The 15,030-nt window shown below is 61.1% G+C and carries 12 protein-coding genes, 1 tRNA gene and 1 pseudogene; 7 read left to right on the forward strand and 7 right to left on the reverse strand.

Going from position 1 to position 15,030, the window contains the following annotated elements; genetic code table 11:
* Positions 1-132: 132 nt before the first annotated feature.
* From OKC30_RS01315 to rsmC, 4 genes and pseudogenes are all read right to left on the reverse strand, one after another.
* Positions 133-218 (reverse strand) — tRNA-Leu (locus OKC30_RS01315).
* A 116-nt stretch (positions 219-334) separates the two neighbouring features.
* Positions 335-1,795 (reverse strand): glycogen synthase GlgA, encoded by a 1,461-nt coding sequence (gene glgA / locus OKC30_RS01320; protein ID WP_160836670.1) that lies wholly within the window; start codon positions 1,793-1,795, stop codon positions 335-337.
* A pseudogene (glgC, locus tag OKC30_RS01325) lies at positions 1,785-3,005 on the reverse strand (glucose-1-phosphate adenylyltransferase); the annotation flags it as partial. The pseudogene glgC and the gene glgA, both read right to left, overlap by 11 nt.
* Before the next feature lie 147 nt (positions 3,006-3,152).
* On the reverse strand, positions 3,153-4,181 hold the full coding sequence (rsmC, locus tag OKC30_RS01330) for a 16S rRNA (guanine(1207)-N(2))-methyltransferase RsmC (protein WP_160836666.1): 1,029 nt from the start codon (positions 4,179-4,181) through the stop codon (positions 3,153-3,155).
* Positions 4,182-4,458: 277 nt separating this feature from the next.
* On the opposite strand from rsmC, the gene dapA reads away from it, so the two are divergent.
* The 3 genes from dapA to OKC30_RS01345 all read left to right on the forward strand — a co-directional run bounded on the left by dapA (position 4,459) and on the right by OKC30_RS01345 (position 7,846).
* Positions 4,459-5,331 (forward strand): 4-hydroxy-tetrahydrodipicolinate synthase, encoded by an 873-nt coding sequence (gene dapA / locus OKC30_RS01335; protein ID WP_039040606.1) that lies wholly within the window; start codon positions 4,459-4,461, stop codon positions 5,329-5,331.
* A 95-nt stretch (positions 5,332-5,426) separates the two neighbouring features.
* Positions 5,427-7,073, forward strand: coding sequence for a sensor domain-containing diguanylate cyclase (locus OKC30_RS01340; protein WP_160836664.1), 1,647 nt, complete (start codon positions 5,427-5,429; stop codon positions 7,071-7,073).
* A 182-nt stretch (positions 7,074-7,255) separates the two neighbouring features.
* Positions 7,256-7,846 (forward strand): HAD family hydrolase, encoded by a 591-nt coding sequence (locus OKC30_RS01345; protein ID WP_128341788.1) that lies wholly within the window; start codon positions 7,256-7,258, stop codon positions 7,844-7,846.
* 136 nt (positions 7,847-7,982) lie between these two features.
* Here the strand turns inward: OKC30_RS01345 and hfq are convergent, their stop codons facing one another.
* Positions 7,983-8,342, reverse strand: coding sequence for an RNA chaperone Hfq (gene hfq / locus OKC30_RS01350; protein WP_039040603.1), 360 nt, complete (start codon positions 8,340-8,342; stop codon positions 7,983-7,985).
* A 176-nt stretch (positions 8,343-8,518) separates the two neighbouring features.
* Between hfq and OKC30_RS01355 the strand changes: the two genes are divergently transcribed.
* The 3 genes from OKC30_RS01355 to OKC30_RS01365 are packed head-to-tail and all read left to right on the forward strand — an operon-like array spanning position 8,519 to position 11,998.
* Positions 8,519-9,790 carry a paraquat-inducible protein A gene (locus OKC30_RS01355; RefSeq protein ID WP_160836662.1) on the forward strand — a complete coding sequence of 424 codons (1,272 nt, stop codon included), beginning with the start codon at positions 8,519-8,521 and terminating at the stop codon, positions 9,788-9,790.
* Positions 9,783-11,429 carry an intermembrane transport protein PqiB gene (gene pqiB / locus OKC30_RS01360; protein ID WP_160836660.1) on the forward strand — a complete coding sequence of 549 codons (1,647 nt, stop codon included), beginning with the start codon at positions 9,783-9,785 and terminating at the stop codon, positions 11,427-11,429. The genes OKC30_RS01355 and pqiB overlap by 8 nt, the downstream gene beginning before the upstream one ends.
* Entirely contained in the window at positions 11,429-11,998 is a 570-nt protein-coding gene (locus tag OKC30_RS01365) for a PqiC family protein (RefSeq protein WP_160836690.1), read from the forward strand. Before pqiB ends, OKC30_RS01365 begins: the two co-directional genes overlap by 1 nt.
* Before the next feature lie 55 nt (positions 11,999-12,053).
* Here OKC30_RS01365 and ompA read toward each other — a convergent pair whose 3' ends face one another.
* Together ompA and OKC30_RS01375 are read right to left on the reverse strand one after the other, a co-directional pair.
* On the reverse strand, positions 12,054-13,085 hold the full coding sequence (ompA, locus tag OKC30_RS01370) for a porin OmpA (protein WP_160836658.1): 1,032 nt from the start codon (positions 13,083-13,085) through the stop codon (positions 12,054-12,056).
* Positions 13,086-13,364: 279 nt separating this feature from the next.
* Complete coding sequence (locus OKC30_RS01375) at positions 13,365-14,372, reverse strand: SGNH/GDSL hydrolase family protein (RefSeq protein WP_160836656.1); 1,008 nt, start codon at positions 14,370-14,372, stop codon at positions 13,365-13,367.
* A 234-nt stretch (positions 14,373-14,606) separates the two neighbouring features.
* On the opposite strand from OKC30_RS01375, the gene OKC30_RS01380 reads away from it, so the two are divergent.
* Positions 14,607-14,987: a YgiW/YdeI family stress tolerance OB fold protein gene (locus tag OKC30_RS01380; RefSeq protein ID WP_039040598.1), complete on the forward strand. Its 381-nt coding sequence runs from the start codon at positions 14,607-14,609 to the stop codon at positions 14,985-14,987.
* The last annotated feature ends 43 nt before the right edge of the window (positions 14,988-15,030 follow it).

The raw sequence follows: 15,030 nt of genomic DNA on the forward strand, positions 1-15,030 counted from the left end.
GAGAGGGACTCGAACCCTCACACCCGGGGGGCACTAACACCTGAAGCTAGCGCGTCTACCAATTCCGCCACCTTCGCACATCGGGTTATCAGTCTGAATTTACATGCCGCCTGATAAGAGCATGTTGCAGTATGGTGCGAAGAGAGGGACTCGAACCCTCACATCCGTGGGACACTAACACCTGAAGCTAGCGCGTCTACCAATTCCGCCACCTTCGCATCACTGCGGTGGGGGATTCTATAGAGTTTTGGGGGGGCGTCAACAGCCAAAGGGGACTTTTTTCGCTGTTGACGGATAAAGGCGTGCCAAGGGCACAAAACTTCAGCAATCGGCGTCAGACGGTGGCCAGCGCATCCTGATACATCTGTTCGTACAGGATGACGGAGTCTGCCCAGTCGAAGCGGGTGTTCATGGCGTGGTGCTGCACACGGGCAAACTGCTCGGGATCCTGCAGGTAGTAGAGCAGGCTGCGGCGCATGGCATCGAGCAAGGTGCTGGCAGTGGGATCGTTGAAGCAGAAGCCGGTTGCGTGCTCCGGGTCGGCATCCCAGTCCACCACTGTATCTTTCAGGCCGCCGACGGCCCGCACCAGCGGCAGGGTGCCATAGGCCAGGCTGTACATCTGGTTGAGTCCACACGGTTCGAACAGGGAAGGCATCAGGAAGAAGTCGGCACCCGCTTCCACCAGATGAGCGAGCCGGTCGTCATAGGTGTTGATGAAGGCGAGCCGGTCCGGGAATTGTTGCGCCAGAGTCTGCAACTGAGCTGCGAGGGAGGGATCTCCCGAGCCGACGATCACCACCTGCACCTTGTGATGCAGAAACTTGTCCAGCACCGGCAGTAGCAGGTGAACGCCCTTCTGCTCGGTCAGCCGGCACACCATGCCATAGATGGGCAGATCCACCACCGGCAGGCCGGTTTCCTGTTGCAGGCTCTGCTTGCAGATGCGCTTGCCGGCCAGGTTGTCGACGTCATAGGTAGCCGGCAGAAAGTCGTCGAACGCCGGATCCCAGTCCTGATAGTCACAGCCGTTGAGGATGCCGCGCAGATCCGCCGCCCGCTGCTGGAAGATGCTGGCCATGCCGTGGGCACCTAGGTGAGTCAGCAATTCGCTGGCATAGTTGGGGCTGACCGCGTTGATCTTGTCGGCATAGAGCACGCCGCATTTGAGCAGGTTGACGTGGCCGTAGTCGTAGCTGATGCGCTGTTCGTAGTCGGCAATCTCGGGCACGGCCCAGAACTGCTGGCGCTCGAATACCCCCTGAAAGGCCGCGTTGTGAATGCTGATCACGCTGCGGGTATGCTGGAAGAAAGGGTTGTGGGCGTGACGGGTTTTCAACAGCAGCGGCAGCAGGCCGGTGTGCCAGTCGTTGCAGTGGGCGATGTCGGGAGCGAAACCCAGCTGTTCGCACGCATGCAGGGCCGCCGCGGCCAGAAAGGCAAAGCGCTCGCCGTTGTCCGGATAGGCCTGGTTGTTCTCGGCATAGAGCTGGGGGCGGTCGAAATAGTGCGGGCAATCGAGCAGATAGACGCAGATCCCGTCCAGTTCCAGCTGATGGATGCGATAGCTGATATCACTGCGATCCTGGGGGGTGGGGAGCCAGCGCGAGGCGAGGAGGGTGGCCTCGTCCCGGCGCTTGATGGTCTTGTAGAAGGGCATAATGATGCGCACATCGTGCCCCTGACGGGCGAGATGCTGCGGCAGGGCCTTGGCCACATCCGCCAGGCCCCCGGTCTTCACCAGCCCCTCAACCTCCGAGGCTACAAACAGGATTTTCAGTGGGTTAATAGCCAACTCTTGCTCCCTTAGGTACCACGACGATACCGCCTTCGGATACGGTAAACCGCTCTCTGTCATGGTCCAGATTCTCACCGATCACGGTGCCGGGTGCAATTTCAACGTTTTTGTCGATGATGGCGCGGCGAATGGAGCAACCTTCGCCGATTCTCACATCCCCCAGCAGCACGGATTCACTGATGTGGCTGCAGGGGCCTATGTTGCAGCGAAATCCCAGTATGGATCGCTGGATCTGGCTGCCCTGAATGAAGCAGCCACCGGAGATCAGGGAGTTGGCGATCTTGACCTTGCAGTCGTCGGTATCGATGAAGGTGGCGGGGGGCAGGGGCGGGTAATGGGTGTGCAGCGGCCACTTGCGATTGTAGAGAGAGAAGGGGGCATCGTCGGCCACCAGGTCCATGTGCGCCTGCCAGTAAGAGTCGAGCGTCCCCACATCGCGCCAGTAGACATTGGGCTTCTCGCCCGGGATCACGTTGGTGCTGTAGTCGTAGACATAGACGGGGGCACGGGGGAACAGGCTGGGAATGATGTCCTTGCCGAAATCGTGACTGGAGTTCTCCTCGGCGGCATCCCGCTTGAGCTCCCGATAGAGGGCCTCGGTCTCGAAGATGTAGTTGCCCATGGAGACCAGCGCCTGGGTGGGATCCCCGGGGATGTGTTTCGGGTGACGGGGCTTTTCTTCAAAGCCAATCATGCGCCCTTCCTGATCAACCTCGATCACCCCGAAGGCGCTTGCTTCCTCGATGGGCATGCGCAGGGCAGCGACGGTCAGGGCGGCCGCTTTCTGCTTGTGGAAGCTCACCATCTGGCTCACGTCCATCTTGTAGATGTGATCGGAGCCGAAGATGCAGACGTGCTCGGGGTCGGAGATCTCGATGAAGCGCAGGTTCTGGTAAATGGCGTCTGCGGTGCCGTCATACCAGCGTTTGCCCATTCGCATCTGGGCCGGAATGGGGTCGATGAAGCGATCCGTGATGCCGACGATGTTCCAGCCCTTCTTCATGTGCAGGTAAAGGGACTGGGACTTGAACTGGGTGAGTACATAGATGCGCAGGAAGTCGGCGTTGACGAAGTTGTTGAGCACGAAGTCGATCAACCGGTAACTGCCGCCAAAGGGTACGGAGGGTTTGCTGCGGGTGGTGGTCAGCGGTTGCAGTCGGGTACCTTCACCGCCTGCCAGTATCATGGTGAGTATGCCTGCCATCGTCGTTCTCTCCCTGAGATCATGATGTTGAAAAGGTTTTCATGTCGCTGCGAAAAAAACATCCCTAAAGGGGAGGTAAACGTTTTCTTGGCACCTTAACAGATCCCGTCTGGCACTCTCTACTTGTTTTATTACAACCGTTGCACTTCTTTAAACTTTGCTCAGATAGACCTTGAATTTGGCATCGCCCGCGATCACCTCGGTCTGTTTGAAGTGCGCATCCAGTATAGGCTGGTATCGCAGGAAGGCATTGGCGACTATGGTCAGGGCGCCATTTGCGGTCAGGTACTCAGGTGCCTTTGCCAGGAAGGTTTCGGTGGCGGCGTAGAAGGTCTTGAGCCCGGCATGGAAGGGGGGATTCGAGACAATCTGTTGGAATGTTTCGGCAATGTCGGAATAGACATCGGAGGCATGAACACGTCCGCTCAGACCGTTGACCGCCAGGGTTCGGCGGCTGGACTCCAGTGCCAGTGCATTGATATCCACCATGGTGACGGCCAGGGCCGGGTTGCGCTTGGCCAGCACGGAACCGATGACGCCGGCGCCGCAGCCAAAGTCGAGCAGCTTGCCCGTCACGGGGGGGAGGCTCGCCAGCAGCATCTGGGTGCCGAGATCCAGGCCGTCTGCACTGAAGACCCCGGGCAGGGCCATGACGGTCAGGGTGGTGTCGCCCGCCTGGCACTCATAGCGACTGAACCAGGCGTCCAGCTCGAAGGGGACGACCGGTTTGTCGAGCGTGCCGTGGTAGAGAGAGCAGCGGCGCGCAGAGTCGCGCTTGATCGGTTTCTCGCCATAAGGTGCCAGCAGCTTGTCTGCTCCGTTGATGCCGCCCCGGTTCTCGCCGGCGAGGAACAGGTCGGCCCCGCTTTCGAGCAGCGGCGTCATCATGGCCAGCAGGTATTGCGCCTCGGCCTTGGCCTTGGGCATCAGCAGCAGCAGGGCATCGAATCGGGGGGCGCCACCCAGCTGGTGATCGAACAGGATGGCGTCTCCCAGAGCGGCCTGCTGGGTGCGGTAATAGCAGTAATCCGTGGTGAAGACGGTCAGGCTTTGTGCCAGCTCGGCCAGTTGACGAGGATAATCATCCTCCAGGGCACCGCACACCAACAGCCGCTTGCCGACAAAGAGGGCTTGGTTACGTTCCAGCATCTGACTGACGGCACTGACAGGACGGCTCATTGGGTCTCTCCACGCATTTTTGGGCGGCCATTATACATGGCCGCTTTCGCCTTGACATTTATGCCGTGTTCCCGAAATATGCCCAGATGCCTATTTACCCAGAGATGATGCAATGCGGTCATGCGTATCGAAACGAAAGCATAAACACAGCCTGACAATCGGGCCTGCTGGCGTGCGCGCGTAACCTCTCATCCCTGAGACGATTCAAGCCCCGGTAGCGACTCCCGTACCGGGGCTTTTTATTGACCAATCCATCTGTTTAGGAGAAGGAAATCCCATGTTTCAAGGTTCGATAGTTGCCCTGATCACCCCATTTCGACAGGGCCAGCTGGACGAGGCCGCACTGGCTCGCCTGGTGGAGTGGCACATAGAGCAGGGAACCCATGGCATAGTGCCGGTCGGCACGACCGGGGAGAGCCCGACCCTGACCCACGATGAGCATTGCCGCGTGGTGGAGCTGGTGGTCAAGCTGGTGGCCGGGCGCATTCCCGTGATCGCAGGTGCAGGCTCCAACAACCCGGTTGAAGCCATTGAATACACCCGCTATGCCGAGCAGATGGGGGCGGATGCCACCCTGCATGTGGCCGGTTACTACAACCGCCCCAATCAGGAAGGGCTCTATCACCACTTCAAGGCGGTGCACGACGCCACCACCAAACCCATCATCGTCTACAACATTCCGCCCCGCGCCATCGTTGACGTGCAGCCGGCGACCCTGGCCCGTCTGGCCGAGTTGCCGCGCATTGCCGGCGTGAAGGATGCCACCGGTGATCTGGCCCGCCCCTGGGTTGAACGCCAGCTCATCAAGAAGCCGTTTGCCTGGCTCTCCGGTGAAGACGCCACCGCCGTGGCCTACAACATCGGTGGTGGCCAGGGTTGCATCTCGGTGACGGCCAACGTGGCCCCCAAGCTGGTGGCCGAGGTGCAGAACCTGGCGCTGGCCGGTGAGTGGCAAGCTGCCCGCGAATTGCAGGACAAGCTCATTCCGCTGCACCAGGCCATGTTCGCCGAGCCGAGCCCCGCAGGGGCCAAGTATGCGGTCTCCCTGCTGGGTCTGTGCAGCGAAGAGTGCCGTCTGCCGGTGATGCCGCTCTCCGAGGCCACCCGCGAGCGCATCCGCAGTGCCATGCAGGCATTGAATCTGTTGTAAAAACTGGGCTCTGGATCTCGCTTTTGATTGCCCGGTCAATTAATGGCCGGGCTTTGCCGATATACTCGCTTGGATACAACCAAGGATGATTTGGCATGCAGGAATGGGATCCGGAGCACTTCACCAGTTTTGAACATCTCTGTGAAGTGACCTTATCTGCGGTCAGGGAAAAAACAGAGGCTGAACAGATCTATCTGTGGCTGCGTGCTCCGACGCCCCAGCTCTATCACTATCGCCCGGAACAGGGTCTGCTCTGCCTGAGCGCCGACATCCTCTCTTCCCTCGAGTTGCCCATCCTCTTCATCGAACGTTCCCTTGCGCTCGGCCAGTTGCTGGTGGAGCCCATCGCGCCGACCCGTACCATCTGGGAGCGGGAGAGCGTCGAACCCGAGACCCCGCGCCTGCGCGCCAGCTTCCCCCTCAAGCGTCACAAGGGGCTGGAGGCCGTGGTCTATCTGGAAACCCGCCGTCGTCTCGATCGCCTGCCAAGACGCCAGCAACAGAGCATCCAACTGCTCATGCATTATCTCGCCGCCGAGCTCGAGAGTCGGCGACTCGCGGGACAGGTGGATCTGGAGCGGGATCAGCGGCTCCACACCCAGGCAGACCTCGTGCGCAGCCAGGCCCTGCAGGACTCTTTCCTCAGCATGCTGCAGGCGCTGCATCAGGTGGGGGTCAAGCTCTCCCGCTGCGAGAGCGAGGATCGTCTGCTGCACGACGCGGTGGCACTGGCCCGCCAGGAGTTGCAGTTCGATCGCATCGCCATCTTCCTGACTGACAGTGAATTCAAGACCATGCACGGTACCTGGGGTACCAACGAGGCGGGTGAGCTCATCGACGAGCGCCATTTCATCAGCCCCATTCCGGATCACCCCACGGTGCAGGAGGCGCTGCGTCGCAAGGACTATGTCCTGGTGCTGGAGGACACGCCTCTCTATTACGAGAAGCAGGAGGTGGGTCGCGGCTGGAACGCCATGGTGTCGCTCTGGGACGGGAGTACCCCCATCGGCTGGATCGCCGCCGACAACCTGCTCTGGCGGCGCCCCCTCAAGGCGTATCAGAGCGAGATCTTCAAGCAGTATGCCGCCGTGCTCTCCCAGTTGCTGATCCGCCAGCGCACCCAGGAGAAGCTTGAGCGCTTCAATCGGGAGCTGGAGCTGAGGGTGCAGGAGCGGACCCGGCAACTGGCCGATACCAACCGGGCGCTGGAGGAGGCCAACCGGCGCCTCTCCCTGCTGTCTCTGGAAGATCCCCTGACTGGCATCGCCAACCGCCGCCAATGGGACATCACCATGGAACGGGAGTGGGAGCGGGCTCGCCGCCATCAGGGGGTGCTGGCGGTGCTGATGATCGATGTGGACGAGTTCAAGTCCTACAACGATCACTTCGGCCACGGCAAGGGGGATCAGTGCCTGCAGCGGGTGGCGGCACTGCTGCAGGACACCGAGCGGCGGCGCACCAACCTGGTGGCCCGCTATGGGGGGGAGGAGTTTGTCATCCTGCTGTGTTCACCGCAGCCGGGAGAGGCGGAGCGGCTGGCGGAGCAGATCCACCACGGCCTTGACGCCTTGCAGATTCCCCATCCGGCCTCCCGGGTGGCGGCGACACTCACCGTCAGCATCGGGTTCAGCTATCTGGTTCCGTCATCGGACAAGGAGTGGCAAACCCTGACCGAGCAGGCGGATCAGGCACTCTATCACGCCAAATCACAAGGGCGGGCCTGTACCCTGGCCTATCGCTGACACCTGCGTGGAGGCTGCCTGCCCGGCATCAGATCCATGCTGATCTGTATACGTGCGGGCTTTCAGATCCACGCCGCCCTGTATAAATGAGGTGGCAAGCGTTTCTCGCCATCTGGCGCATGGCGATGCGCCCGCGCTCTGGCTAGAATGAAGGCCCATTTTTCACAGACAGATCCTGCACCATGACCCTATCCGGATTTCAAGGCCTGGTTTTCGACCTCGACGGCACTCTGGTGGACTCCATGCCCTTGCACCTGGCCGCCTGGGAGCACACCGCCCGCGAGTTTGGCTTTCGGTTCGACGCCGACTGGTTTTATGAGCTGGGAGGCATGCCCAGCCGCAAGATAGCCCTGCTGGTGGCCGAAGTGCAGCAGATCGCGCTGGATCCCCTGGTGGTGACACGCTGCAAGACCGAACACTATGTCGCCAACCTGCACAAGGCCACCCCCTTCCCGGCCATGCTGGATCTGGTGGAACGCTATCACGGCCGGATCCCCATGGGCATAGGGACAGGCTCTCCCCGTATCAATGCCGAAGCGGTGCTGCGCAACACAGGGCTGGATCGGTATTTCCCCGTGGTGGTCACCGCCGACGACGTGGAGCTGCACAAACCCCATCCAGACACCTTCCTGCTGGTGGCGCGACGCCTGGGGATCGAGCCCGGTCAATGTCTGGTGTTCGAGGACACGGGCATAGGCGCACAGGCCGGTGAAGCGGCCGGCATGCAGGTCTGCATGGTCAGAGAGGGAAAACCGGTCGGGTTGACCTGCTGAGTGACGAAGACGAGCGGGTCAACAACCGGCTCGGGAGAGAAGCCCCACTCTCATACGGGACAGGCGAAACATGAGAGTGGGGAGCAGATGTCACTGGCTGACGCAGCAACACCGTCAGGATGGGCGGGGGCGAGATTTACTGCTCGCTGCCACCACCCTGGTTGTCGTCATAACGGCTGGGGGCGCCATGGGGGCGCGGCGCCATGGAAACCCGTGGCTTGCGGGCTCGCTGGATGCTGACGGCAGGACGGCCGGAGTGCATGGCAATGGTGGAAATCTTGGCCTTGTAGACCAGTTGCTGATTGCCATGGGCATCGGTCAACAGCACGCTGTACTGGTCAAAACCGCTGATGGTCCCCTCCAGCTTGATGCCGCTCACCAGGAAGATGGCGACCTGGCTACGGTTTTTGCGCAACCAGTTGAGGGCAGAATCTTGCCCGTTCCCGAGGGAGAAGGCCTGCTCGATAGTGGAGTAGCTTGGGGATTCAGTTGTCATAAATTATTGTCCCGCGGAAAAAAAGTGGCGTTTGATTGTGCTAAATGGTCACTGCCTTGTCAAAGTCATTCTCACTCCCGGGCAGGATGGACAACGACAGGGCTGGTCGGCAGGGGCCGCTGCTGCAATAATTGGCGGCTCTGGCCCCGTGGCGGGCCTCATGCTGGGGTCTTATCTTGCATCCGGTTTCACACCAACATCCACCCACCTATACCCATGACGCGACCGCCTGCGAAGAGTGTGACCTGCTGGTGCCGGCCACCGAGCTGGCCGTGGGGGAGACGAGCAGTTGTCCGCGCTGCGGCCATACCCTGACTCGTCATCTGCCGGAGCAGGAGCGCAGGCCCATCGCCTATGGCTTTGCGGCCATCATCATGTTCGTGCTCTCCAACGCCTTTACCTTCATGTCGTTCTCGGCCAAGGGGGTGGGGCAGGAGATGACCTTCCTGCAGTGCATCACCACCCTGGTGGATCAAGGCTACCTGTTCCTCGGGGCCGTGCTGAGCATTACCCTGATCGGGTTGCCGCTGGTCTATATCGGCTCCATCATGCTGGTGCTGTGGCGCCTGGACAAGGAACTGCACAGCAAGGCCCTGCGCTCCCTTGGCCGCCTGCTGTGCCGGATCAAGCCCTGGCTGATGGTGGACGTCTTCCTCATCGGGGTGCTCATCTCTCTGGTCAAGCTGATGGGGATGGCCGACATCAAGATGGGGCTGTCGTTCTGGGCGTTCGTTGGCTACACCCTGCTGCTCATCAAGATGATCTCCTCCCTGGATCGGATGTGGCTGTGGCAGCGGCTGTTCGGCCCGACGGCGGCGAGGGAGCTGGATCCCGAGGAGAGCGCCCTGTCGTGCGGTCTGGTGGGCTGTCACATCTGCGGCGCCCTGAACGAGCAGGATGCCCATAGTTGCGTTCGCTGCGGGGATCACCTGCACAGCCGCAAGCCGGGTGGTCTGAACCGCACCTGGGCCCTGCTGATCACCTCGGTGATCCTCTATGTCCCAGCCAACCTGTATCCCATCATGGACACCGTATTCCTGGGGGATGACAGCCCCTCGACCATCATGGGCGGGGTGGTGCTGCTGTGGGCCATGGGCTCCTACCCCATTGCCGCCGTCATCTTCTTCGCGAGCGTGGTGGTGCCGCTGGTGAAGATCCTGGCGCTGCTGTGGCTCTGCTACGTGGTGCAGCGCGGCCAGGGGACATCTCCCCTCGGCAAGCTCAAACTCTATCGCATGACCGAATTTGTGGGGCGCTGGTCGATGATCGACGTCTTCGTGGTGGCCATCCTGGCCGGTCTCATCCGGCTCGACAATCTGATGACCATCTACCCTGGCCCTGCGGCCGTCGCCTTTGCCGGGGTCGTACTGGTCACCATGGTGGCTGCCATGAGTTTCGATTCCCGCCTGATCTGGGATTTACAACAAGGAGAACGCGAACGTGAGTGAGCGTAAGACAAGGTGGAAACCGGGCTCTGATTTTATGAGTTCGGCTGCCGCTATCTGGATGGTGCCCTTGCTGGCGCTCTTCATCGGCGCCTGGATGCTGTTCCAGCACTGGTATTCACAAGGGCCGAGCTTCACCCTGACGGTGGCGACCGCCGAGGGCATAGTGGCGGGCAAGACGGTGATCCGTTCTCGTGAAGTGGAGGTGGGCCGTATCGAGACGGTGGAGCTCAGCGAGGACTACAGCCATGCCGTGCTCAAGGCTCGCCTGACCAATGCCGCCGCCGGCATGCTCAAGAAAGACAGCCAGTTCTGGGTGGTCAAGCCCAGGGTCGGGCGTGAGGGCGTTTCCGGTCTTGGCACCTTGCTCTCCGGTGCCTATATCGAGCTTTCTCCCGGCAAGAAGGGCAGGGCGCGAAGCGAATACGCCATGCTGGACAGGCCACCCCTGGCATCCCTGGATGCCAAGGGATTGCGGCTCTCCCTGTCCAGCCGGGATGCCAACGCGCTGGGCGCGGGTTCCCCCATCAGCTATCAGGGATTCACCATCGGCCAGGTCGAAGAGACCAAGTTCCTGCCCGAGAAGAGCGAGATGCAGTACCAGCTCTTCATCAACGCGCCTTATGACGTCCTGGTGAGCAGCAACTCCCGGTTCTGGTTGACGCCCGGCTTCGAGGTCTCCATGAGCAGCGAGGGGATGAAGGTGAAGATGGACTCGCTGGAGAGCCTGATCAACGGCGGCATCACCATGGGGCTGCCTCCCGGCTGGCTGCCGGGGGAGCCGGTGAAACAGAACGACGAGTTCGTGCTGTTCAAGGACGAGGAGAGCGTGCTGGCCGGTAGCCTGGATCAGTTCATCGACTATGTCTTCCTGTTCGACAATGATGTGGGCGGGCTGCATCCCGGCGCGGCGGTACAGTATCGCGGCATCCGGGTCGGTACCGTCATTTCGGCTCCCTATCTCATCGACGACAAGGGCGTCCAGCTGTTCAAGAGCCGACAGATCCCGGTGTTGGCGCGCATCGAGGTGCAGCGTCTCTCCCACCGTTATGCCAATGCGGAGAAGGAGCAGTGGCGGGCCCTGTTCAACAAGCAGTTCAAGGAAGGGCTGAGGGCCAGCCTCAAGACCGCCAGCCTGCTGACGGGGGGCAAGGTGATCGATCTGAACTTCTATCCGGATGCGCCTGTCTATCAGCCGCTCAAGATGGCGGGCTATCAGGTCTTCCCGACCGCCCAGGCCGGGCTGGATCAGATCGAGCGCAAGGTGAACCTCATCCTCGACAAGTTCGTCGACATGGACATGGCCACCACCCTCACTCAGGTCAACAGCACCCTGATGACGCTGGACAAGACGCTCAAGCATGTCAGTGCCGTGAGTGCGAATCTGGAGCAGTTTACCGGTCAGCAGTCGACCCAGCAGTTGCCGGCCTCCCTCAACCAGAGCCTCAAGCAGTTGCAGGAGACGTTGCAGACCTATGATGCCGGTTCCCAGACCAATCAGGAGCTGCGTCAGTCGGTGCAATCCCTCAACCAGCTGATGAGCGAGTTGCAACCTCTGGTCCATTCACTGAACGAGCAGCCGAGTTCGCTGATCTTTGACCGCGCTCGTCCGCGGGATCCCGAGCCCAAGCGAGGAAAATGATGAAAAAACGGATGATAACGCTGGCCTTGCTGGGCCTGCTGGCGGGATGTGGCAGTGCGCCGACGACGCTGCATTACTATTCGCTGGATGCCGACACGGCGCCGTCGAGTGTCACCACGGCGCAGCCGCAGCACCAGTTGGTGCTGCGCCCCGTCGCCCTGTCCGGTCAGCTTGACCGGATGAGCCTGGTCTATCAGCTGGAGGGAAAGGAGCTGCACTTTGCCGAGTACCATCGCTGGGCAGGTTCCCTCGATGCCCAGTTGAACCAGTTGACCCTCAATGGCCTCTCCAGCCGCTTGCCTGGCTGGGTGGTGCGTCAAGACGGGGCCCGCAAGGGGCCTGTGCTGAGCATCTCGGTCGAGCGTTTCCAGGGGCGGCACGACGGCCGGGCCCTGCTTAGCGGTCGCTGGCGCCTGCTGACGGAGGAGGGGGTCGTGTTGAGAGATGTTCCCTTCCAGCAGGAGCGGGTGCTGCCTGCCGATGGGTATGGCGCCCTGGTGAACGAGCTGGGGCAGGGCTGGCAACTGTTGCTCGATCAGATTGCGGCGGATGTGCGCACGCGCATCTGAGGAAGCATAAAAAAAGACGGGAGGCCATGGCCTCCCGTTTTGTTTGGGGTCGTCGTTATTGCTGTACTTCCGAGACGCCCTGTACCTTGACCTCTACCCGGCGATCCGGGGCCAGGCAGACGATCAGCTCGCGCTTGGATTTGCTGGTGCAGCTGTCGCCGGTGACGGGAGACTGCTTGCCACGCCCTTCCACATTGACCTTGCCGGCAGGCAGGCCCTTGCCAATCAGGTAATCGGCCACGGTCCGGGCACGCTGCTCGGACAACTTCTGGTTGTAGGCCTCGGAACCGATGCGGTCGGTATAGCCGATGACGGTGGCCGACCCGTCTTTGGGCCTGACCTCTTCAATCTGGCTGTAGAGGGTATCCAGCGCCTGCCCGGCCTGGGGTTTGAGGGTGGCCTTGTTGAAGTCAAACAGCACGTCCGAGCTCAGGGTGAACTGCTTGTCGACCATCACGGGCTCGGGCGCGGGGGCGGGAGCTGCGACCGGCAGAGCCGGTGCAACCTGACCGAAGCGGTAGACGGCGGCCAGGGAGAGCAGGCCGTTGTCCATGCGCAGGCCGGTATCGTCACGGCTGCCATACGGGGTGCTGTACTGGTATTCGAGGCGGGCTGCCCAATCCAGGCTCAGGGCATACTCCGCACCGAGCGCGCCGACGAAGGTGAAGCGGCTGTCGTTTTCCAGCTGATCGCTGTCGGTCCAGCCATAGCCGCCCCCGACACGGCCGTAAAGGTCCAGATTGTCCGCAACCGGGAAGCCCAGTTTCAGCGTGAGCTGGGCCAGCTGGGCTTGCACGGAGTCATTGAAGGCCGCGCCATTGCGGGTGCCGCTGTACTTGAGCTTGCCAAGGTAGTCATAACCGAGTTCGACACCCAGATTCTGGTTGATCTGGTAACCGGCGAACGCACCGGCGCCGACTTCATCGTCGTCTTTGTCGGTGATGGCGATGGCGTTGCTTTCATCGACACCGTAGAAGTTGGACCAACCCAGTTTGGCACCGCCATACCAGGTGTTGTCTTGTCCGGCTGCCTGGGCGTTGGCCGCAAGCAAGCCTGAAACCAGCAAGGTAATCAGTGTTTTGTTCATAGATGCCTCTGCAATCTTGTGTGTGGGGAGCGCGAATTCATGTCGCCTCGCCTCGTGGGTTGGGCCTGTGTTCGACCACAACACGTTTAAACGTAGCTCGCTTTTCTCGATCTACAAGCAACTGATATAAAACATATTGTGATATCCATCTGCATCATAGTGGAGACAGAAGACCGCCGGGGAACCGTGACTCGAATCTGTGATGGGTGTCATATGGGGTTGCTTGCCCTTGTCGGCAAGAGGGCCGGCGAAGCGCCGGCCCTGGCAGGATGGCCTCCGTTATCGAGGGAGGAATTCGTACTCCTGTTCGATGAAGGCGGCAGCCCGCTCGCTCAGGGCGGCGTGTACCACTGTGGTGGGGTGGACCTGGTCCCAGAACATCTTGCCTTCACAGTTCAGCTCGCCCGCACTGCGGCGCGCCATGGGCGTTGCGACGGCCTGAGCCAGCAGGGGGTTGCCGGCGATGGCAAGGCGCTCCTCGGGATTGAAGGGGGCCAGCCGACTGTCGGTGGCGGCGCTGCGGGAGGCGAACGGCTTCCACACATAGCCGCCGCCATAGCAGGCGTGCTCGGTGTCGCTCAGGCCGAAGTTCTGCGGCTCGCGCAGCATCTCGGCGAACTGCTTGTCGATCTCGAACAATTTCACCATGCCGGTGGGAGCCAACTGGCGTGCCAGGTTCAGCAGCAGCTGGTTGTGGTAGGCGGAGACATGGCTGGCTGCCTCGACCACTTTCTGGCTGCGGGCCGAGGGGTTCTGGCCCAGATCAGGCAGGTTGAACAACAGAATCTGCCTGGCACCGTTCAATACCATGCGGTTGGCCGCATCGCTGATGGCGTCGCGCACCCGCTTGGCATCCTGCTCGGTGTTCCAGCCATAGGCCAGGTAATCGTTGGCACCGACCCAAAGGATCACCAGATCGTCGGGCTTGAAGCCATCCTTTTGCAGGAACTGGGTCACCTCGTAATCCAGGTTGTTGATGACCTGATACTTGGGATTCCAGGAGATCTTCTTGTAGGCCACGGCAGTGGCGCCCCCTTCCGCCTCGTTGGCGATGGCGAGGCCCGGGAAGTGCTGGGTGAGCTGCTCCAGCCAGACCGGGCCGTTGGAGAAGCGGCCCTGATGGTAGGGCGGGCTGGAGGGGAGGTAACCGCGCATCTTGTCGTACATCTTGCCGGTATCGGAGAGGCTGTCGCCGAACATCACGATGCGGGAGAAGGGGGGACGCGTCTCGGCGGCATGGGCCGTGAGGGCGAAGAGTCCCAATAAACACAAAAGCCATTTGTTCATGTAGCTGTTCTCATGGATGGGGCAGGACGGGCCTGCGGGCTGTTCCTCAATGGCGGCGGGCTGGGAACCCGCATGGCCAGGTGAAAAGGTATCCACTCGAATACATTTTTGCAGCATGCCGTGGCCATTTAATCGCTTGCGATCACATCACTCCTCCCTGAATGGGGAGGCTTCACGTTTGTTTCACGCGCCCCCGGGCAAGATGCCCTCATACCGCAAAGACAGGAGCATGAAATGAACAACGCAAAAGCAATCGCCCTGGTGGCCCTGATGTCCGTCTCTTCCTTCGCCATGGCGGCCTACACCGGCCCCAAGGAGCAGAACAAGGTATCGGTCGCCCAGTTGAAAGACGTGGCCGATGATCAGTGGGTGACCCTGGAAGGCAAGCTGGTCAAACACCTGGGTGGCGAAAACTACCTGTTCCGTGACGACAGCGGCGAGGTGGAAGTGGAGGTGGACGGTGACGTGTGGCGCGGTACCGAGGTGGGCCCTGACGATCTGATCCGCGTGCGCGGCGAGGTGGACCACAGCTGGAACAAGACCGAAGTCGAGGTGGAACACCTGGAGAAGGTGGGGGCAGCGCCCCTGAGCAAGGGCGGCTTCATCGCCAAGTAAGCTTTCAGGCCACAGTAAATGAGAAGGGCGCTCCAGGAGCGCC

The sequence above is a fragment of the Aeromonas sp. QDB18 genome (assembly GCF_027705325.1).
Taxonomy (GTDB): Bacteria; Pseudomonadota; Gammaproteobacteria; order Enterobacterales; family Aeromonadaceae; genus Aeromonas; species Aeromonas caviae.